Raw genomic sequence first — 19,381 nt, forward strand, 5'->3', positions numbered from 1 at the left:
TTTAATTCATGGTCTCGAGTGATTGCATTTGTTCCTTGGCCCAATCATCAACTGTAAATTCTTCCACAGCTGAAACCATTTTGTTAATTCTTTCGATTTGTTCATTTTGAGGCAACTCCAATGCCGATTCGATGGCTTGATCCATCTGTTTGTGTGAGTAAGGGTTGGTAAGGATAGCTCCATCAAGCACAACAGATGCACCAGTGAACTCTGATAAAACAAGAACTCCATCTCTTCCTTTCCGTGCCGCTACGTATTCCTTGGCAACTAGATTGAGGCCATCTCTTAAGGGTGTGATCCAGCATATATCTGACATTGAAAACCATGCCACCATTTCCTCATAGGGGATGCGGTTGGTTGAAAACCGAATCGGAACCCAATCAATGGAACTAAATCGTCCGTTGATTCGTCCAGCCGTTTCCTCAATCAGTCGCTGAGTCTCTTCATAGATTTTCATCCCCGATGATGCTGCTACACAAGCCAACATTAAAACCACTTTCCCGTGAAGATCTTGACGCCGCTCAAGTAATCTCTCGAATGCTAAAAGAAGTTCTTCGTTCCCTTTTGTATAGTCCACACGACTTGCCGATAAAATTAGTTTTCGCCCTTTTTTGGTGTCTGCATCAATCTGTCTTGTTAATTCAGTTACATCGTCTCGCATTGTCAAGGTTTGAATAACATCTGGCGATGTCCCTACAGGTGAAGAGACTAATTTTACCTTTCGTTTATTGTATTCAAGCCATGGTGTTTCTGTTGGTTCAGTCAAAGCCGAACCAAATTTTAGAAACTTCGGCGCGACTTCTGTTTTTGGACCTTTTTTAACCCCGAGTAGACAGCTTGCTGCTCGTGCAAAATTCTCTGTGTACCTTGGTATGTGAAAACCTACGACATCACATGCAAGTAAGCTTTCAATAATTTGTTTTCTCCACGGAAGAATTGCGAACACATCATTTCCTGGGAATGGTGTGTGATGGAAGAATGCAATTTTCAAGTCAGGACGCTTTTCGCGAATAAATCCTGAAACAAGCCACAAATTGTAATCGTGTATCCACACTGTGGCCCCCATAGCTGCTTCGGAGCAAGCTGCGTCTGCAAACCGACTATTCACTTCTTCGAAAATTGCCCAATTAGCATTGTTGACATCAAAGTAAGTTGGAAACGTATGAAGTATCGGCCATACCGATTCTTTTGATGTTACGTGGTAGAAACTGGATACTTGGCTTTCTTCGAGAGGGATGCGTCTTAGTGTAAAAGTTGATGGATTGTCCATGGCAATCCTTTCATCTTCCTCGCCATTTGCATCGTCAACTTGCCGCCAAGCTATCCATGTTCCATTTTCTTGACTGCGAAATAGATTCCGTAATGTGGGAATGATCCCATTTGGGCTTTTTTGATCCCGCCAAGTTCTATTCCCCTGTTCATCGATCGCTTCATCAAATGGCGTTCGATGATACAAAATGATGAAATCACTGTTACCTCCGCTTATCGTCATGTTCAGCACCTACTCGAGATATCCATCTCTACCTTTAAACAAAATCTCTGAATTGTCAAATGGTTATGTGGTCTGCATGGACTGCAAACCCTTCAATGTCTCCAATACTTCTTGTGCGTGACCTACAGGCCTAACACCTGTCCAGCGCGCTTGTACGACTCCGGAAGGGTCAATCAAAAAGGTATGTCGTAGTGAGTAAGGAGCCATCCATGAGCCGTAGCTTCGACTCACAATGCCATCATGATCAGATAGTAAAGTGAAATCTAACTCTTCGCTGTTACAGAACGATTCATGATCCTCAACTGAATCGGCGCTGATAGCAGCCACATCACAATTGTTAATTTTAAATTGTTCAAGCGAATCTTGAAATCCGTGGGCTTCAATCGTGCAACCTGATGTGAAGTCTCTTGGATAGAAGTACAGAACCAGCCATCGATCATTCCAGTCAGTCAAAGACCAGCGCGACTTATCTGGCACGAGCAGGTTTGTACCAGATAATTCGAAGTTCGGCGCAGGAGCACCAATGTCTGGAGCGTTGCCTCCGAGTGCCAGACCTTTTTTTGGAAACAAGCTGAGTGTAACGGCAGCTACGAACCCTTTTTGAAGTAGTAACCGCCGTTTCACTTTGACTCCTAGACTCAAAGACGGGCTAGATCGATGCCAAGAGATTTGGCATAGGCACCCAATCCTTTCTTCTGAATTGTTTTGAGTGCACGGGTTGTGATGCGAAGATTCACCCAGCGCTTGCCCTCTGCCCACCAAAGGCGACGCTGCTGCAGATTTGCTTGTTGCAGCTTTTTGGTACGAATATGGGAATGGCTGACAGCCATGCCGTTATTGGCTTTCGTACCTGTGAGCTGACACACTCTGGACATGATCCGTATCCTTTAGAGAATTGGCACCTGCCAAGCTGCCATCCTAGCAAAAGGGCTTCATGTTCCCTGCTGCAGAAGGCTAGACATCAGCATGGTGGCTCTGGCCTGAAAGCCTCCGAGCTCTGTCGGCTCTAATCCACCAACGGCGAGGCGTGCCAGATCGTAAAGGTGTTGAGCCAGGTCGACCGCAAGCTGGTGACTGGGTGATGAGGCTCCATCAGCGATAACGACCGATCCTGATTCAAGACTCAGCAGAGCCTCGACCAAGGGATGCTGTCGGTTCACCAGCAGGATGTGATGATCGGGCAGGCCAGGAAGTCTTTGTTCCATTAGTGCTCCGATGTCGTTCATTCGGCGCATTTGCTCTGGTAAAAGAATCAAGGCAGCAGGTGCTTCAGAACCGCCTTTCAAAGCCTGAACCTGAACAGTCACTTTGTCGTTATTCAGCGCTTTTTTGATCAACGTTCTAAGTGACTCACTTTTTGTTTCGCCTTCCTGGTCGCTTAATTCAGGTTGATCATCCTGAAGACTAGCGTCTAGTTCTGAGTCAACACGTTGAAATGTTAGTTCTGTTTCTTTTGACTCGAGCCAGGGGATAAATTGACTGTCTAATACTGTCTCAGCGAAGATGACTTCAGCGCCTTGTCCTTTCCAAAGTGTGAGTGCGCCAGCTTGTGCAATTTCATCTGTGCAGTAAAGAACGCGTTTCTGGTTATCGTTTGCTTGTCGCTCTCTGTAGGCTGAAATTGTTGTGTAAGATCGATCGTTTCCATTTAGTAAATCTGTAGATGTATTTTTGTCTGCTGTTGTCTGGAAGAGAATCAATTCCGATACTTGCTCTGCAAACTTCTCGTCTTCCATGGCTCCGATTTTGACAAACGGTGCCACCGAATCCCATATCTCTGCGTAGTGGTCTGGATTGTCATTTTTGAGGTCGCGGAGTTTGTCAGCAACTTTCTTGGAAACGAACTGGCCGATCGATCGCACACGTCGATCTGTTTGCAGAGCGCTGCGGCTTACGTTAAGTGGAATATCTGGCGAGTCTAGGACTCCACGAAGGGGAAGTAGGTAGCGAGGAACAACTTCTTTGATTGAGTCGCTCACAAATACTTGATTGCAGTAGAGCTTTATTTCTCCTTTTTCCCAGTCTGCTCGCCCTGTCTGCTTCGGAAAAAAGAGAATTCCTTGAAGGCTATAGGGGTAATCAGTGTTCAGATGCACCCACAGTAATGGATCTCCTTGAAATGGATAAAGATAATGATAGAGGTCGATGTAATCCTGGTCTTCGAGCTCTCTAGCGCTGCGTCGCCACGGCGGATTCATCTTATTGATTGTTTCACCTTCTAATTGAACCGGTACTGCCATGAAGTCGCAGTAGGTGTTGATGAGAGTTTTGATTCGTGATGGCTCAAGGTATTCAAGTTCGTCCTCCAGAAGATGGAGGACGATGTCTGTTCCTGGATGATTACGCTCTCCCTCTGTCAGTGAATAATTCGGTGAACCGTCGCAGCTCCAGCGCACTGGAGTGCTGTCTGTACGAGCCGAGAGCGTGATGATTTCAACACGCTCTGAAACCATAAAACTCGAGTAAAAACCTAGGCCAAAATGACCAATGATTGCTTCGCTATCTTGTTTGTATTTTTCTAAAAAGTCCTCTGCGCTTGAAAATGCAACTTGATTGATATATCGCTTTACTTCGTCGGCTGTCATGCCGATTCCGTTGTCGCTGATTGTGAGCGTCTTATCTGTACGATCTACCCTGATTTGAATGGTTCCTTCGTCTCCTTCCTGGCAGTCACCAGCCATGGCTGCCATGCGTCTTTTGCTAATTGCATCAACACCATTGCTGACCAATTCTCTTAGGAAGACTTCATGGCCCGAATAAACTGCCTTTTTAATAATTGGAAATATATTTTCGGTGTGGATCTGAATCTGTCCGTTTTCTTCTAGTACTGCCATTTCGAGCTTTAAAAACTACATTTTATCGAGTCGTGAACTTAAGCCCAATGCCTTCCTAGGAGGGTTTTCCGTACCTGGGCGTGCTTGATGGGTGATGATCGCGTACAAGTGAACTATTTTGTATTTTGGAGATCGGCTCTCTCCTCAGCCAAAATGGCTCCATCAACAGGGCATACTTGGAGGCAGATCCCGCAATCGATACAGGTATCAAAATCTATCCAGTAGAAGTCTGTTCCTTTCTTGTTTTTTCCCTTGCCCGGTTGGATACACGCGACTGGACACGCGTCAACGCAATCTGCTACTCCCTCGCAAACGTTAGTGACGATGGTGTGAGCCATGGATTTGTTTAGGAAGACGTGATCCTAGTCGTCCATCCAAAGCAGCGAGCTGCATCCTGATGGCTCCACGCGTTGGTCTGCATCAGCTTTGGACTCGCAGGGTTGATGGTCGATTTGACAGTTCAGGCCTTTGCGATGGCAATCGGCTTGGACCTGTAGAGCTTGTTCCATGGATGTGCTCTGTGAATAGCAAAGCAGGATCCGTTCGGGTTTTGCTGATGTCATGGCGAAGGCGCCAGGCAGATCCCTCAGATCATCCACACAAAAACTAAATCCAAGTCCTGTGGCATCCCTTCCTTTTGCTCCCAGCCGTTGAACAACAGCGTCGTACCGACCTCCACGGGCGACAACCACTGGGGACGAAACGCCTCGACAAACCAATTGGAAAACAACGCCGTCGTACAACTCGTAGACCGGCTGAAACGTTGGATCCAGCTGAAGGCCGATTCCGGTTTCTTTGGCAAGGGGAGTGAGGTGATTGACAAGTCTTGATAGCTGATCAAGCACGTGAGCTTTCGGAAAAGCTTCCTGGAGTTTTGTGATCACTCCCTCAGGTGAACCTCGCCGATCGAGCCATTGCAGCAGATGAGCATGCTGAGGTTGATGGCTGATTCGTTCCTGCAGTTCGAGCCGATCCAGTCGCGTTAAACAGCTTCGGAAGGCTTGATGCTGCTGATGGTCAATGTTCTGTAGCAGTAATTGCATTAAGCCCGTGTGGCCGATCAGAAGTCGCGGAGGGTCACTCAGTGGCAGACTCAGGGCCCTGAGCGATGCCATCAGCAGTGTCAGCAGCTCCAGTTCTGCCTCCACACCATTGGCTCCGAAGAGCTCCACGCCGCAATGCAAGTTTTCTTCGATGCAGAGGCCGCCTTCGTCGGCCTGACGACTCTCAAAAACAGTGCCGTGGCTCCACAGTCGCAAGGGGCGTTGCCGATCTTGGAATCGTGTACACGCGGCTCGGGCAATGGATGCCGTCATTTCCGGCCTTAAGCCCAAGGGTTCATCAGCGACAAGACGGACAATGTCCCGACTATCAATGGCCCCACCCGCCTTGAGCGTGTCCATTCGCTCCACCCTCGGTGGAGAGACTTCTTCGTACCCCCAGAGTCTGAAAACCTCCGCCAGTGTTTCTCGCAATTCATGATTGCGCCGAACCTGCTGAGGATTCAGATCCCTGACGCCAGAGGCAGGCTGTAGGGCCATCACGCTTGATCAATACCTGATCAGGATCCCACGTCCAGGTTCCCTCCATAGTGCTGAGGAGGAATCGGCGACACCTTTGCGAGTTCTTGTTTCAAGGGCTCATGCAGCTGAGCGCCAGAGGCCAGAATCCTTCCAGACCCAAGTTCGAAGCCCTCTCCGCGGTAATCGTCAACCAATCCACCCGCTAATTGCACGAGTGCTGCGCCAGCAGCAAGGTCCCAGGGTGCCAGCCCCCGCTCCCAGTAGCCATCAAGTCGCCCGGCGGCCACAAAAGCCAGGTCCACCGCTGCGGCACCGCCGCGGCGGACTCCCCGAGTGCGGTGGGTCATCCAGGCAAATTCGGCATAGTTATTGTCGAGCACCTCACGCCGGTCATAGGCAAATCCTGTGACGAGGAGACTTTCATCGAGAGAAACGCACTCTGTCACGCGTATTTTCTGATCGTTGAGGAATGAGCCTTCTCCGGGGCAGCACCAGTACAGCTCCTTGAGAAACGGCACGGAGATGGCACCCAGTACCGGTTGGTCGCGCCAGACAAGGCCGACCGACGTTGCGAACAATGGGTAGCTGTGGGCAAAGTTCGTTGTTCCATCCAGTGGGTCCACGCACCAGCACAGATCGGCAATGTGGTCACTTGCGCCTGACTCCTCGGCAAGAATGGCGATCTCAGGTGTTAGATGCGACAAGACTCCCAGAACCTCAGCTTCAGCTGCGTGATCAGCCGCCGTTACCAGGTCGCCTGAGCGTCCTTTTTCGCGAATCGACGTCAGCTTCCCGAAGTGTTCCATCAACCTGTGGCCCCCTTGGCGCGCTGCCTGCACTGCCACAGCAGAGAGAGCTTTCATCCGTTCATCGGACAACCCAGCTTCAGCAGCAACGGCAGAGCAATCAAGACGTTCAGGCATTACTCCTCATCCAATGGAAGGCCTCGGGTGACGACGCCCTTGCCGAAGTGTTGCCCGAACTGAAGTTCATACACCTCATCCTCATCTTGGGTTTCAGCCTCCAAAGGACCAACGGCACGCGCTACACACAGGAGCCCATAACCCTTGTCTCTCAGCTCCTGAGACAACCCCATCGCTTCTCGCTGGTCGAGTTCACCGTTCAACACCCTGACCGCACATGACGTGCAACACCCATTTCGACAGGAAAAGGGCAGTGGGTCCCCCTGGCGTTCAAAGCTTTGCAGGATGTACTCGCCCTCCTGCACGTCGTGGCTGATGACACGGCCCTGCTGACGCCAGTGGATGGTGATGCGGTGACTCGGCATCAATACGACTCCTCAGGGACTGCCCTGCTACATTCTCACTTGCCCCATCAGCCGCTGGAGAGGTGGCCGAGTGGTCGAAGGCGCAGCACTGGAAATGCTGTATAGGGGCAACTCTATCGAGGGTTCGAATCCCTCCCTCTCCGCTTCCAAACCGGCCCAAGGGCCGGTTTTTTTTGCCAATGGTGGGAACCCTGATGGAGCCCCCACTGGATCATCCGACAACGTCGATCAACCGAACCGACCAGAGACATAGTCCTGGGTGGCCTGTTGCGATGGTGAATTGAAGATTTTTTCGGTCTCATTGAACTCAACGAGATAACCGACCTTCCCGGATCCCCCCTCCACAGCTTCAGCGTTGTAGAAGGCAGTCATGTCACTCACCCGTACAGCCTGCTGCATGTTGTGAGTCACAATCACAATCGTGAAACTCTTTTTGAGCTCATGCATTGTTTCTTCGATCTTCAAGGTGGAGATCGGGTCAAGGGCTGAGCAGGGTTCATCCATCAGAATGACTTCTGGTTGAATGGCAATCGTGCGGGCGATGCAGAGACGCTGCTGTTGACCACCAGACAGTGAGTATCCGCTTTCATTGAGCTTGTCTTTGCATTCGTCCCACACGGCGGCCTGGCGCAAGGAGCGCTCAACAAGCTCGTCCATATCGCCTGTGAAACCATTGATGCGTGCGCCGAAAGCGATGTTTTCATAGATCGTCTTCGGGAAAGGATTCGGTTGCTGGAACACCATGCCGATCCGGCGCCTGACTTCAACAGGGTCAACCGTTGGGTCGTAGAGATCAGCACCGTCAAACAGAACGCGCCCCCGCAACGAGCATCCCTCGATGAGGTCATTCATGCGATTAAGAGCACGCAGCACGGTTGATTTGCCGCAACCTGATGGACCGATAAAGGCTGTGACTTTTCCGCGAGGGATATCGCAATAAACGTTCTTGACGGCCTCGTAGCTGCCGTAACTGATGGTGGCGTTTTGGATTGAGATACAGGTGTTCTCGGAGACTTGGTGAGGAGAAGAGGTGGAAACAGTCATTGGTAGTGAGGAGGTACAGGTAAACAGAACTTGAATGAATTACTTAGACGCGAACTGACCCAGCCAGCGCGCGAAAAGGTTCATGCCAAGAATGGCTAAAACCAAAACAAAGGAAGCGGCCCATGCAAGCTCATTCTGGGCCTCGTAAGGCATGATCGCAAAGTTGTAGATCAGAACAGACAGCGTGGCAATGGGATTGAAGATTCCGTCGATACCTTCTGACCAGAATGGTGAAAAGAGAGCTGTAAAAATCAGAGGCGCCGTTTCTCCGGCCGCTCTGGCAATTGAGAGCACCACGCCTGTGGCAATCGGCGTAAATGCTGTTGGCAGCGTAATGCGGACCACAGTCACAAATTTGGAAGCTCCGACTCCGAGTGCGCCACGGCGAAGATCATCTGACACAAGCTTCAAACCTTCATCTGTTGTTTTAATCACAGTGGGGAGCATCAAGATTGACAATGCCATTCCTCCTGCAGCTGCGCTGTAGGCGTTGCCAAACAAAACCCTGCTGGTGACGATTGTTCCGTAGATGAACACACCAGCAATGATTGATGGAACGCCTGACAAAACATTGGTGCCAAAACGGATGAATTGCGCGAACTTTCCACCACGGGAGTATTCGGCGAGAAAAACACCACCGCCTACGCCAACAGGAATGGCAATCATTGCGGCAATCAATGTCACAACGATGCTGCCGATAATCGCGTTGGCAATGCCACCACCTTCCAAGCCTGGTGGTGGTGGGAGTTCGGTTAGTAATGTGATGCTGATTTTTTCGCCGCCCTTGATCAACACGTAAACCAACACAGCAATCAGCGGTAATACCGCGATCGCTGCAAACAAACCAGAGATCAGGGTGAGGAGTCGACTGATCAGGTTCCGACGCAGTCCCTGCTTGTAAGCAAGGTCAGGGACGCCATTCGCTTGGCGAGTTGTGGAAGAAAAAGTCATGATCAGTACTTAAGACTCAGACGCTTTACAAGCCATTGCGCAAAAACATTCACCCCAAGGCTGAGGACCATCAGGACGAAAGCGGCATACATCAGTGAAGAAACCTGACTGCCATCCGCTTCACCGAACTGATTGGCAAGCATCGCGGCGATGGTGTTACCAGGTGCCAACAGCGATGGGCTGAAGTTATTCGAGTTCCCAATGATCATCGTCACGGCCATGGTCTCACCCATCGCTCGACCCAGCGCCAACATGACGCCGCCGACGATCCCCGAAATTGCCGCCGGAAGCATGACGTTGAGGACGGCTCCCCAGCGCGTGGTTCCCACGCCATAGGCAGCCTGGCGGAGTTTCACGGGAACCTGGTTGAGAGAATCTCTCGAGATGGCCGTGATGATTGGCAGGATCATCACAACGAGAATCAACACGGCAGGCGCTGTCCCAGGTCCGATAGGTGGCGAAGAAAAGATGGGCAGCCATCCAAGCGTTGCATAGAGGAACTCAAGAAATGGCCTGATAAACGGTTCCATCACAAAAATCGCCCAAAGCCCGAGCACCACTGATGGGATTGCTGCCAACAGCTCCACCATCACGCCAATGACGTTGCGAATCCTCAGAGGAATGATGTTTTCAGTGATGAACACTGCAGTACCCACCCCGAGTGGCACGGCAATCAGCAACGACAGCAGGGACGTGACAATCGTTCCGTAAATGGCTGTGAATGCTCCGTATTCGTCATCTACGGGATTCCAATTCGAGGTGACCAGGAATTTCCAGCCATAACGTCCCATCGACTCGAGGGACCCCCAGAAGACGACAACGAGGATGGCAAACAACACAACAGCCACCATCGACGCCAGGATCACGGCGAGGTATTTGAAGCTCACATCCACCACCCTCTCCGATGGTGGACGGCGCCTCAGGAGGTAGGACTCCTTGGACTCAGGCATCCCGCTCGGGCAAAGACCCCCGAAACGTAACGGTGAAACCGTATGGAATTCACTAAGGACGCTTTAACGCAAGCTGCTTCAGACCTTGTCATGGGCTAGATGACCGCGGGTGAGGCCGTTAACTTGGGAGTCCCCACAGGCGTCTATGGGACGGATCGTCGGAATCGACCTGGGTACGACCAACTCCGTTGTTGCTGTTCTCGAGGCTGGTCGCCCTGTGGTGATTGCTAACGCTGAGGGGACGAGAACCACCCCTTCCGTCGTTGGTTACACCAAGGACAACGAGCTGTTGGTTGGTCAGCCTGCCCGTCGGCAGTTGGTTTTGAATCCACGCAACACGTTCTCCAATCTCAAACGCTTTGTTGGTCGAAGCTGGGATGAACTCGACGACAGCTCTCTCACCGTGCCCTACACCGTGAGAGCCAACAGCCAGGGCAATGTGCGTGTGGCTTGTCCGCAAACCGAACGGGAATATGCCGCTGAGGAGCTCGTGGCCAGCATCCTGCGCAAGCTTGTGGACGATGCCTCCACCTACCTGGGTGAAGAGGTGGAAGCTGCCGTGATCACCGTTCCTGCTTATTTCAACGATGCTCAACGTCAGGCCACACGCGATGCGGGGCGTCTGGCGGGGCTGACGGTTGAACGGATCCTGAATGAGCCGACTGCTGCCGCTCTGGCCTACGGATTCGACCGCAGTGCCGTGCGTCGTGCCCTGGTGTTCGATCTCGGTGGAGGCACCTTCGATGTGTCCTTGCTGAGGATCGCCAATGGTGTTTTTGACGTGAAAGCCACCAATGGTGATACCCAGCTTGGTGGTAACGACTTTGATCAACGCATCGTCGATTGGCTGGCGCAGTCGTTTCTCAAAGAACACAACCTCGATCTCCGCCGTGACCGCCAAGCACTGCAGCGACTGACAGAAGCCGCAGAAAAGGCCAAACAAGAGTTGTCAGGTGTGGGCGCGACGCCCGTGTCGCTTCCTTTCATTGCCACGGGGCCTGACGGTCCACTGCATATTGAAACCACACTGGATCGTGAAACGTTCGAGGGGCTCTGTCCCGATCTTCTCGATCGCTTGATGCTCCCCGTGCAGGCGGCCCTGAGGGATTCCGGCTGGAGTGCTGATGACATCGACGATGTGGTTCTGGTGGGAGGAAGCACGCGGATGCCGATGGTGCAGCAACTGGTGAGAACGCTTGTGCCAAATGATCCCTGCCAGTCCGTTAATCCCGATGAGGTGGTGGCCATCGGTGCTGCGGTTCAGGCGGGAATCATTACGGGCGATCTGAGGGATCTCCTGCTGAATGACGTGACGCCCTTGTCCCTCGGTTTGGAAACCATCGGCGGGCTGATGAAGGTCCTGATTCCAAGGAACACGCCGATTCCTGTGCGCCAGTCCGATGTGTTCAGCACCTCAGAACCCAATCAGTCGTCCGTTGAGATTCACGTTTGGCAGGGGGAGCGCCAGATGGCGGCTGACAACAAATCCCTGGGCCGTTTCCGTCTCTCCGGCATTCCTCCAGCCCCCAGGGGCGTTCCTCAGATCCAGGTTGCTTTTGACATTGATGCCAATGGCATTCTTCAGGTGAACGCCACCGATCGAACCACTGGACGCAAGCAGTCGGTGACGATCCAGGGCGGATCAACCCTCAACGAGGACGAAATCCAGGCCCTTCTGGCAGAAGCCGAGGCCCGGGCCGATGAGGACCGTCGCCGCCGCGCCACCATCGAGCGCCGTAACTCGGCCTTGACCTTGGTGGCTCAGGCAGAACGGCGTCTGAGAGATGCGGCACTGGAATTCGGCCCCTATGGAGCAGAACGCCAGCAACGCGCTGTGGAAATGGCCATGCGTGACGTGCAGGATTTACTCGAGCAAGAGGATCTCCAGGAACTGGAACTGGCTGTGAGCGGATTACAGGAAGCGCTGTTCGGGCTGAATCGACGGCTCACGGCGGATCGCCGCACGGAGTCGGGTCCACTCCAGGGGTTGAAAAGCACGCTTGGAACCCTGAAAGACGAGCTGTTCGCCGACGATGACTGGGATGATGACCCCTGGTCAACGCCTCAAGACCGCTACGGCTACGACTCTCGTCAGCGGAGTGGACGCAGAGGCCTCGACCCTTGGGACGATGACAACTTCCGCTGAAACCGATTACTGGTCTCTCCTTGGTCTGACGCCTGATGCGGATCAGGAGACTCTGAAGCGCGCTTTCCGCCGTGAAGCCCGCCGCTGGCATCCCGACCTCAACGGCAACGACCTTCAGGCGGAGGAGCGTTTCAAGCTCGTTAATGAGGCCTATGCGGTACTCAGTAATCCCGAGCGCAAAACGGAATGGATCCGCTTGCGTCAGGGACAGGGCGAGCATGCCGACCCTTTCAGCACTGGATTCCCCGATTTCGAGGACTATCTGGACGTGGTGTTTGGTTCCGGGCGCCAACGTCGTTCAACCGCTGGCATCGACGATCCCGTGCAGACGGACAGTCGAATTGAAGATGACGAGCACCATTGGCCGGAACCCTCCCCACAACCGTCGCCACCGATCCGATCCCACGATGATCTCGAGACGGTGGTTGAGCTCACGCCTGATCAAGCCCTTCATGGAACTCTGGTGGAGCTGGAACTTGGTGATGGAACACTTGTGGAAGTGAGCACACCACCCCAGGCCGGTGATGGATGGCGTCTGCGGCTGGAGGGGGTGGCACCAGGCGGAAAGGATCACTTTTTGCAATTGCGTGTGATCACCGAAGAGGGGTTGCGGATCGACGGACTCAAGGTGCACTACAGACTTGAACTTCTCCCACCTGATGCCGCCTTGGGTTGCGCCGTCAACGTGCCCACCCTGATGGGTTCAGTGACGCTCCAAGTTCCTCCTGCATCGTCCAGTGGACGGCTGCTGAGGCTGCGAGGAAGAGGTCTTGAGCTCGGAACTCAGAGGGGCGATCAACTCGTTGAGATCGTGATCGTGATCCCTTCGTCGCTGGAGGATGATGAGCGTGCTCTCTACCAACGTTTGCAGGAGATCAGTCTCGAACGGTCTGGTCTGCCCTGAGCAGAGAACGATGAGAGACTCGCATGGGCGATTCATCTGCATGTTGGTTCACGTTCTCCTGTTCGACGCAGGTCAGGACAGCGAAGGCATTCACTCCCTGGAGCTTTCAGGTCACACCGTGGTGCTCATGTTCGAAAACAGCGACGATGCTGAGCGTTACGCCGGACTTCTCGAAGCGCAGGATTTCCCCACACCGAGCGTTGAAGCCCTTGATCGAGAGGAGGTTGTGTTGTTCTGCCGGGAAGCGGGTTATGAGGCTCGCTTGGTTTCAGAGGGTTTTGTGCCCAAAACCGAGGAGGAGCGTCTGATGCTCGCTCCTCCCTCCGCGAATCGGGATGTAAGCAATTGGCAGGACGGCGATCTGGACAGCCCCCAGGAGCAAGTTGATCGCGACAGTTCTGATCTGGATGCGGTGCGTCGTCGTCTTGAGGGACTGTTGTGATTGAACCGTCTGCTGATCGAGGCCATCTGCTGACAGAGCAGACCAATCCGTCCAGTGACAGCCTTGATCTGCTTCCCACCGATGCGCTTATCAGTCTCTTCGTGGAGGAAGACCGACGCCCCCAGATGGCCGTGCAAGGGGCAATCAGCGCTCTGACCGAAGCTGTGGATGCCATCGCGGACCGCCTGAAAGCTGGCGGCCGCTTGTTTTATCTGGGAGCCGGCACATCAGGCCGACTCGGTGTTTTGGATGCGGCCGAATGCCCGCCAACGTTCTGCAGCCCGCCGGATCTGGTGCAAGGTGTGTTGGCCGGGGGGCCTGCGGCACTGCTGCGTAGCTCCGAAGGGCTTGAAGATCTTGGATCGGCAGGAGTTTCTGATCTGAAAGATCGAGACTTCACAGGGAGTGACTGCCTGGTTGGCATCGCCGCCGGGGGAACGACTCCCTACGTGAAAGGTGGATTGCACTACGCCCGCGAGCTTGGTGCACTCACCATCGCCATGGCCTGTGTTCCTTCCGATCAGGCTCCTTTGCCCTGTGACGTTGACATACGGCTCTTAACAGGGCCTGAACTGCTGACGGGCTCCACCCGACTCAAGGCTGGGACAGCCACAAAGATGGCACTGAACATCTTGTCCACTGGCGTGATGGTCAGGCTGGGAAAGGTGTACGGCAATCGGATGGTGGACGTTGCCGCTAGCAACAGCAAGCTGGTAGACCGCTCCATGCGCATTCTTCGTGATCTGCTGGGGTTGGATCGCGACGCCTCTCAGGTGCTACTTGGTGCGGCAGGCGGTTCCGTGAAGCGCGCCCTTGTGATGGGCAGCTGCCATCTGGATGCTGATGCAGCCGATGCACTGCTGAAGAACCACGAATCGGACCTTCGGCAGGCACTGCTCAGCCAAGGGGTCACCCTTCCTCAGGAGGGTGTCACGCTTCCCCAGTAAGGAGAGGTGAAGAGATCGAGACGGCGGCGGGTGGCTTCAGGCACAACCTCCGGAGGCGTCATCAAGGCATCGGCCAGGGCATGATGCGCTTTGGAGGCCGGCGGCTCTTGGCAGATGCTCTCCATTAAACGGCTGAGAATCGGTCCTGTGGCCAAAGCGTTGGCTTTCAGGTTGCCCACCACCATTTCCACAGTGACCGCGTCGTGATCGTTGTGCCAGCAATCAAAGTCGGTCACCATGCTCAACGAGGCATAGGCAATCTCTGCCTCCCTCGCCAGGCGGGCCTCGGTGTGATTGGTCATGCCAATGACATCGCACCCCCAATGGCGGTAGAGCTCGCTTTCCGCTCGGGTGGAAAACGCAGGACCTTCCATGCAGAGATAGGTTCCGCCCCGGTGCAAATGATGTCCGGTAGGCATCTCCATTGATGCTGCTGAGGCAAGAAGGTCACTGAGCCTGGAACAGAAGGGTTCAGCCAGGCTGACGTGAGCAACGCAACCGTCGCCGAAAAACGATTGCGGGCGCTGCATTGTGCGATCAATGAATTGATCGGGAACCACCATGTCGCGCGGACGGAGATGCTCCCGAAGAGAGCCAACGGCTGAAACCGAGACCAGCCAGCGCACACCGAGGGAACGCATGGCCCAGACGTTGGCCCGATAGGGCACTTCACTCGGAAGCAAATGGTGATGACGTCCGTGACGCGCCAGAAAGACGATGTCCACTTCGTTGAGGCGCCCCAGCATGAAGGCATCAGATGTCGCGCCGAATGGGGTCTCCAGTTCAGCTTCACGCACGTCCTCCAACCCATCGATGGCATAGAGACCGCTTCCACCGATCACGCCCACCCGGGCCGAGTCGAGCGATGGCGGGGTGGAAATGTTGGTCATAGCAGGAGTGCGGCGCTGGAATTATGCCCTTGCCTAGCATGGTGTTTTGGTGTTGATGCCTTGACCACGGTTCTCATGACCACGGACGCCGGCCAGATCAAGCTGGAGATGTTCGACAACGATGCCCCGAACACCGTGGCCAACTTTGTGAAGCTTGCTCGTGAAGGGTTTTACGACGGTCTCTCATTCCATCGGGTGATCGATGGTTTCATGGCCCAGGGTGGATGCCCGAACAGCCGTGAGGGTTCCCGTGGCATGCCTGGAACCGGTGGGCCTGGGTACACGATCGATTGCGAGATCAACAGCAAGAAACATGTTCCCGGTGCCCTGTCCATGGCCCACGCCGGACGCAATACGGGCGGAAGCCAATTTTTCATCGTGCATGATTCCCAGCCCCATCTCGATGGTGTGCACACTGTTTTCGGTCAGACCGGAGATATGGATGTGGTACTGGCTATCAAAAACGGCACCAAGATCCAAACGGTGACGGTTCAGGACCAGTGAATCAATGCCGGCTGGTTCGCTCTCTCCAACCAGCCGGCCTTCTCCTTCGTTGTTCGGAGCGACTCCAGCGAGCGCTCTTCTCTGTTCAGCCACTGTGGGGGATGACTGATCTGAATCGTTTTCACTGCATGCAGAACTCCGATGCGGGATATTTCCTGCCAGGACGCCATCGCGGCCAACAGCTTCTGCATCACTGAATCTGTGGGATCAGAATTCTGAATCGACCACACGAATCTCGGTCGTTCCCAGAGTGCGAGCAAGCGTGGATTGTGTTCGGCTTGAAGCTGCAGCTTGTGTTCTTCAGCCAGGTGTTCCATGCGTTGAACCAGCTTGGAGAGAATGGTTTCATCGTTGGTATGGGAGTCGAGGCCAATCACCCAGTGGGAACGCTCGGGTTGCTCCTCGAACAAATGGCCTAATTTTTCGCGCTTTGTCGCCAGATACTGGGCGTTGTAATCCCCTGGATCAATTTCCAGAGGCACTCGATCCACCACTTCCAGTCCATAGCCCCCAAGGCCGGCGATTTTGCGGGGGTTGTTGGTGAGAAGGCGAAGGCGATGAATTCCCAGGTCACTGAGGATCTGGGCCCCTACTCCGTAATTGCGCAGATCTGGGGCAAAGCCAAGCTTTTCATTGGCCTCCACCGTGTCAAGGCCTCCATCCTGAAGGCTGTAGGCCTTGAGTTTGTTGATCAGGCCGATACCACGGCCTTCCTGGCGCAAATACACCAGAACACCCTCCCCTTCCATCTCGATCTGATGCATGGCCGCTTCGAGTTGGGCGCGGCAATCACAGCGCAGTGAACCGAAGGCATCACCCGTCAGACACTCTGAATGCATCCGCACCAGCACAGGTTCCTTCATCGAACCGATGGTGCCTTTCACCAGCGCCACATGTTCACTGCCATCAAGCGCATTGCGAAAACCGATGGCCTGAAAACTGCCGAACTGACTGGGGAGGGATGCCTGGGCCTGACGAACGACAAACCGTTCATTGTCCAATCTGTACCGAATCAGATCGGCGATGCTGATCAGGCGTAGTCCCCACTGCCGTGCGTACTCCTGCAGCTCTGGCAGCCGAGCCATGGAGCCGTCGGCATTCTGGATCTCACAGATCACGCCCGATGAATTCAGTCCAGCCAACTGGGCGAGATCGACTGCGGCTTCGGTATGTCCAGCCCGTTTCAGCACACCACCGGGTCGGGCTCTAAGGGGAAAGATGTGGCCAGGTCGCCTTAGATCCGAAGGTCTTGATTCAGCCTGAATGGCCACCTGGATGGTTCGAGACCGGTCTTCGGCCGAGATGCCAGTGGAGACTCCGTGCTCCGGTCCAGCATCGATGCTCACCGTGAAGGCCGTCTGGTTCGCGTCGGTGTTGCGGTCCACCATCAAAGGAAGGTCCAGAGCATCGAGGCGATCCCCTTGCATTGCCAAACAGATCAAACCCCTGGCTTCAGTAGCCATGAAATTGATTTGTTCGGGTGTGGCGAACTGGGCTGCGCAGATCAGGTCCCCTTCGTTCTCCCGACGCTCATCGTCGACGACAACAACGCATTCACCGTTGCGAATGGCTTTGAGCGCATCAGGAATGGTGTCAAACAGGGTTTGAGCTTGCGTTGATTGATCGACAGATTCGGGCAGAGCTCTCGTTGTCCTGAGTTCAGACACCATTATCGACGTCGGTACGATCGGTTGATGTGTTGGCGCAGAGATGCTGAATCGACGGGTTGCCGTGGTGGGTGCCTCGGGATATGGAGGGCTCCAGACCTTGCGCCTTCTCAAAGAGCACCCCTTATTTCAAGTGAGCTTTCTGGCTGGCGAACGCTCAGCCGGACGTCCCTGGAAGGAGATCTGCCCGTTTCTTCCACTGGATGGTGATCGGATCGTTGAAGCTGCGGATCCGGATCGCATCGCATCAACGTCGGATTTTGCCGTACTGAGCTTGCCCAACGGACTGGCCAGCAAGTTGGTGCCTCCACTGCTGGAACGAGGGGTGAAAGTGGTCGATCTATCGGCGGACTATCGCTACAAATCGCTTGATCAATGGTCCTCGGTGTATGTGCAGGAGGCCAGGAGCGCAGCAAGAACAGACCATGATCTCTGCGAGGAAGCCATTTATGGCCTGCCCGAATGGCATCACCAGGACATTGCCAATGCTCGGTTGGTTGCAGCGCCGGGCTGTTTCCCGACAGCGAGTCTGTTGCCACTGCTCCCCTTCCTCAAGCAGGGATTGATCGAGAGTGATGGCTTGATCATTGATGCCAAAACGGGCACTTCAGGTGGAGGGCGCGCAGCGAAGGAACACCTTCTCCTTGCTGAGGCGTCTGAATCAATCGCTCCTTACGGCGTGATCGGGCACCGCCACACCTCTGAAATCGAACAGTTGGCCAGCACCGTTGCAGGCTGCCCCATCCAACTGCAGTTCACGCCCCATCTTGTCCCCATGGTGCGCGGCCTTCTCTCGACTGTTTACGCCAGGTTGAGGGATCCAGGATTGACCGCGGAGGATTGCACCACGGTGCTCCAGACCGTTTACCAGCAGCAGCCCTGCGTTGAGGTTCTTCCCGTGGGAACCTACCCAGCGACGAAATGGGCCAAACACACCAACCGCGCCATGCTTTCGGTTCAAGTCGATACAAGAACCGGTCGCCTCGTGCTGATGAGCGCTGTTGACAATCTCCTTAAAGGTCAGGCAGGCCAGGGCGTTCAGTGCCTCAATTTGATGGCTGGCCTCGAGTCCACCGAAGGTCTGCCACTGACACCGTTCTATCCCTGAACCTCCGCATGCCCCTCTCGTCTCCACTGCATGCCAGCTAATGCCGTGGCCCAGGGAAGAAGCCGATGCTCCTGCCTCTGAATCCGCTTGGCGAGGGTCTCCACGTCATCGTTTGCATGCACAGGGATTGCCGCCTGAGCGATGACCGCTCCAGAATCCACATCGGCCTGGACGTGATGAACGCTGCAACCGGTGATCTTGACACCTGCTGTGAGGGCTTGACCAACGGCATCCAATCCTTTGAACGACGGAAGAAGAGAAGGGTGAAGGTTGATCAGCCTGCCGGGGTAGGCGTCGATCAAAACCGGGGTGACAATTCGCATCCAACCAGCCATCACCACCGCTTCGACATCGGCAGCCCGGAACGCAGACACCAGGGCGTTGTCGAGGGATTCACGGGTGCTGTGCAGTCGGTGATCGATGAGCTGCCAGGGGATTTGAAGACGAGCAGCCCGCTCCTTGGCTCTGCAGTTCGGGTTGTTCACAATCAACAACCGCAGGGATGCATCGAGGAATCCCTGCGTCGTGGCCTTGTGAAGTGCTTCGAGATTGCTGCCAGAGCCGGACGCCATGATTCCGATCCGTAGCGGCGGCGTGAATCGCGGCCATGCTCCGATTGCCGGAACAATGAATTCAGAGGGCTCTTTTTCAAGGATCTGGCTAGTGTCTGAAGACGCGGGCATCCGGATTT

Annotated in this window: 20 protein-coding genes and 1 tRNA gene; 7 read left to right on the plus strand and 14 right to left on the minus strand. The window is 54.3% G+C overall.

Annotated elements, in window-relative coordinates; translation table 11 throughout:
- Position 1 precedes the first annotated feature (1 nt).
- The 8 genes from ggpS to SynMEDNS5_RS06110 form a co-directional block, all read right to left on the minus strand.
- Positions 2-1,492, minus strand: coding sequence for a glucosylglycerol-phosphate synthase (gene ggpS, locus SynMEDNS5_RS06075; protein WP_186585681.1), 1,491 nt, complete (start codon positions 1,490-1,492; stop codon positions 2-4).
- Between the two features lie 63 nt (positions 1,493-1,555).
- A complete protein-coding gene (locus SynMEDNS5_RS06080) occupies positions 1,556-2,116 on the minus strand; it encodes a peroxiredoxin (RefSeq protein WP_186585682.1) in 561 nt (186 codons plus the stop codon).
- Between the two features lie 14 nt (positions 2,117-2,130).
- The gene (gene rpmB, locus SynMEDNS5_RS06085) at positions 2,131-2,367 is read right to left on the minus strand and encodes a 50S ribosomal protein L28 (RefSeq protein ID WP_006041373.1); all 237 of its coding nucleotides are present in this window, start codon (positions 2,365-2,367) and stop codon (positions 2,131-2,133) included.
- 57 nt (positions 2,368-2,424) lie between these two features.
- Positions 2,425-4,326 carry a molecular chaperone HtpG gene (gene htpG, locus SynMEDNS5_RS06090; protein ID WP_186585683.1) on the minus strand — a complete coding sequence of 634 codons (1,902 nt, stop codon included), beginning with the start codon at positions 4,324-4,326 and terminating at the stop codon, positions 2,425-2,427.
- 113 nt (positions 4,327-4,439) lie between these two features.
- Positions 4,440-4,664 (minus strand): ferredoxin family protein, encoded by a 225-nt coding sequence (locus SynMEDNS5_RS06095; protein ID WP_186585684.1) that lies wholly within the window; start codon positions 4,662-4,664, stop codon positions 4,440-4,442.
- A 24-nt stretch (positions 4,665-4,688) separates the two neighbouring features.
- On the minus strand, positions 4,689-5,867 hold the full coding sequence (locus tag SynMEDNS5_RS06100) for an ATP phosphoribosyltransferase regulatory subunit (protein ID WP_186585685.1): 1,179 nt from the start codon (positions 5,865-5,867) through the stop codon (positions 4,689-4,691).
- A gap of 20 nt (positions 5,868-5,887) precedes the next feature.
- Positions 5,888-6,772, minus strand: coding sequence for an inositol monophosphatase family protein (locus tag SynMEDNS5_RS06105; RefSeq protein WP_186585686.1), 885 nt, complete (start codon positions 6,770-6,772; stop codon positions 5,888-5,890).
- Positions 6,772-7,140 carry a 2Fe-2S iron-sulfur cluster-binding protein gene (locus tag SynMEDNS5_RS06110; protein ID WP_186585687.1) on the minus strand — a complete coding sequence of 123 codons (369 nt, stop codon included), beginning with the start codon at positions 7,138-7,140 and terminating at the stop codon, positions 6,772-6,774. Before SynMEDNS5_RS06110 ends, SynMEDNS5_RS06105 begins: the two co-directional genes overlap by 1 nt.
- Positions 7,141-7,193: 53 nt before the next feature.
- On the opposite strand from SynMEDNS5_RS06110, the gene SynMEDNS5_RS06115 reads away from it, so the two are divergent.
- Positions 7,194-7,280: transfer RNA gene (locus tag SynMEDNS5_RS06115), tRNA-Ser, on the plus strand.
- Positions 7,281-7,365: 85 nt separating this feature from the next.
- On the opposite strand, the gene pstB is transcribed toward SynMEDNS5_RS06115, so the two are convergent.
- Genes pstB through pstC form a run of 3 tightly spaced genes read right to left on the minus strand, consistent with a single transcriptional unit; the run spans position 7,366 to position 10,082 of the window.
- Complete coding sequence (gene pstB / locus SynMEDNS5_RS06120) at positions 7,366-8,181, minus strand: phosphate ABC transporter ATP-binding protein PstB (RefSeq protein WP_186585688.1); 816 nt, start codon at positions 8,179-8,181, stop codon at positions 7,366-7,368.
- 39 nt (positions 8,182-8,220) lie between these two features.
- Positions 8,221-9,132, minus strand: a complete 912-nt coding sequence (pstA, locus tag SynMEDNS5_RS06125) for a phosphate ABC transporter permease PstA (RefSeq protein WP_186585689.1) — start codon at positions 9,130-9,132, stop codon at positions 8,221-8,223.
- 2 nt (positions 9,133-9,134) lie between these two features.
- Entirely contained in the window at positions 9,135-10,082 is a 948-nt protein-coding gene (gene pstC / locus SynMEDNS5_RS06130; RefSeq protein ID WP_186585690.1) for a phosphate ABC transporter permease subunit PstC, read from the minus strand.
- Between the two features lie 145 nt (positions 10,083-10,227).
- Between pstC and dnaK the strand changes: the two genes are divergently transcribed.
- The 4 genes from dnaK to murQ are packed head-to-tail and all read left to right on the plus strand — an operon-like array spanning position 10,228 to position 14,521.
- Positions 10,228-12,228, plus strand: coding sequence for a molecular chaperone DnaK (dnaK, locus tag SynMEDNS5_RS06135; protein WP_186585691.1), 2,001 nt, complete (start codon positions 10,228-10,230; stop codon positions 12,226-12,228).
- A complete protein-coding gene (locus tag SynMEDNS5_RS06140; protein WP_186585692.1) occupies positions 12,212-13,132 on the plus strand; it encodes a DnaJ C-terminal domain-containing protein in 921 nt (306 codons plus the stop codon). Before dnaK ends, SynMEDNS5_RS06140 begins: the two co-directional genes overlap by 17 nt.
- Before the next feature lie 40 nt (positions 13,133-13,172).
- The gene (locus tag SynMEDNS5_RS06145; RefSeq protein ID WP_186585693.1) at positions 13,173-13,574 is read left to right on the plus strand and encodes a DUF3110 domain-containing protein; all 402 of its coding nucleotides are present in this window, start codon (positions 13,173-13,175) and stop codon (positions 13,572-13,574) included.
- Complete coding sequence (gene murQ, locus SynMEDNS5_RS06150) at positions 13,571-14,521, plus strand: N-acetylmuramic acid 6-phosphate etherase (protein WP_186585694.1); 951 nt, start codon at positions 13,571-13,573, stop codon at positions 14,519-14,521. Before SynMEDNS5_RS06145 ends, murQ begins: the two co-directional genes overlap by 4 nt.
- Here murQ and mtnP read toward each other — a convergent pair.
- On the minus strand, positions 14,494-15,411 hold the full coding sequence (mtnP, locus tag SynMEDNS5_RS06155) for an S-methyl-5'-thioadenosine phosphorylase (RefSeq protein WP_186585695.1): 918 nt from the start codon (positions 15,409-15,411) through the stop codon (positions 14,494-14,496). The genes murQ and mtnP overlap by 28 nt on opposite strands.
- Before the next feature lie 75 nt (positions 15,412-15,486).
- Between mtnP and SynMEDNS5_RS06160 the strand changes: the two genes are divergently transcribed.
- A complete protein-coding gene (locus SynMEDNS5_RS06160; RefSeq protein WP_186585696.1) occupies positions 15,487-15,915 on the plus strand; it encodes a peptidylprolyl isomerase in 429 nt (142 codons plus the stop codon).
- Here the strand turns inward: SynMEDNS5_RS06160 and ribBA are convergent.
- Entirely contained in the window at positions 15,903-17,585 is a 1,683-nt protein-coding gene (ribBA, locus tag SynMEDNS5_RS06165; RefSeq protein ID WP_255440348.1) for a bifunctional 3,4-dihydroxy-2-butanone-4-phosphate synthase/GTP cyclohydrolase II, read from the minus strand. The two genes, SynMEDNS5_RS06160 and ribBA, sit on opposite strands and share 13 nt — an antisense overlap.
- Before the next feature lie 40 nt (positions 17,586-17,625).
- Here ribBA and argC point away from each other — a divergent pair, with 40 nt between their 5' ends.
- Complete coding sequence (gene argC, locus SynMEDNS5_RS06170) at positions 17,626-18,690, plus strand: N-acetyl-gamma-glutamyl-phosphate reductase (RefSeq protein WP_186585697.1); 1,065 nt, start codon at positions 17,626-17,628, stop codon at positions 18,688-18,690.
- On the opposite strand, the gene purN is transcribed toward argC, so the two are convergent.
- A complete protein-coding gene (gene purN, locus SynMEDNS5_RS06175) occupies positions 18,681-19,373 on the minus strand; it encodes a phosphoribosylglycinamide formyltransferase (protein WP_186585698.1) in 693 nt (230 codons plus the stop codon). The two genes, argC and purN, sit on opposite strands and share 10 nt — an antisense overlap.
- Positions 19,374-19,381: the final 8 nt, after the last annotated feature.

It is taken from the genome of Synechococcus sp. MEDNS5 (assembly GCF_014279875.1).
Classification (GTDB): Bacteria; Cyanobacteriota; Cyanobacteriia; order PCC-6307; family Cyanobiaceae; genus Synechococcus_C.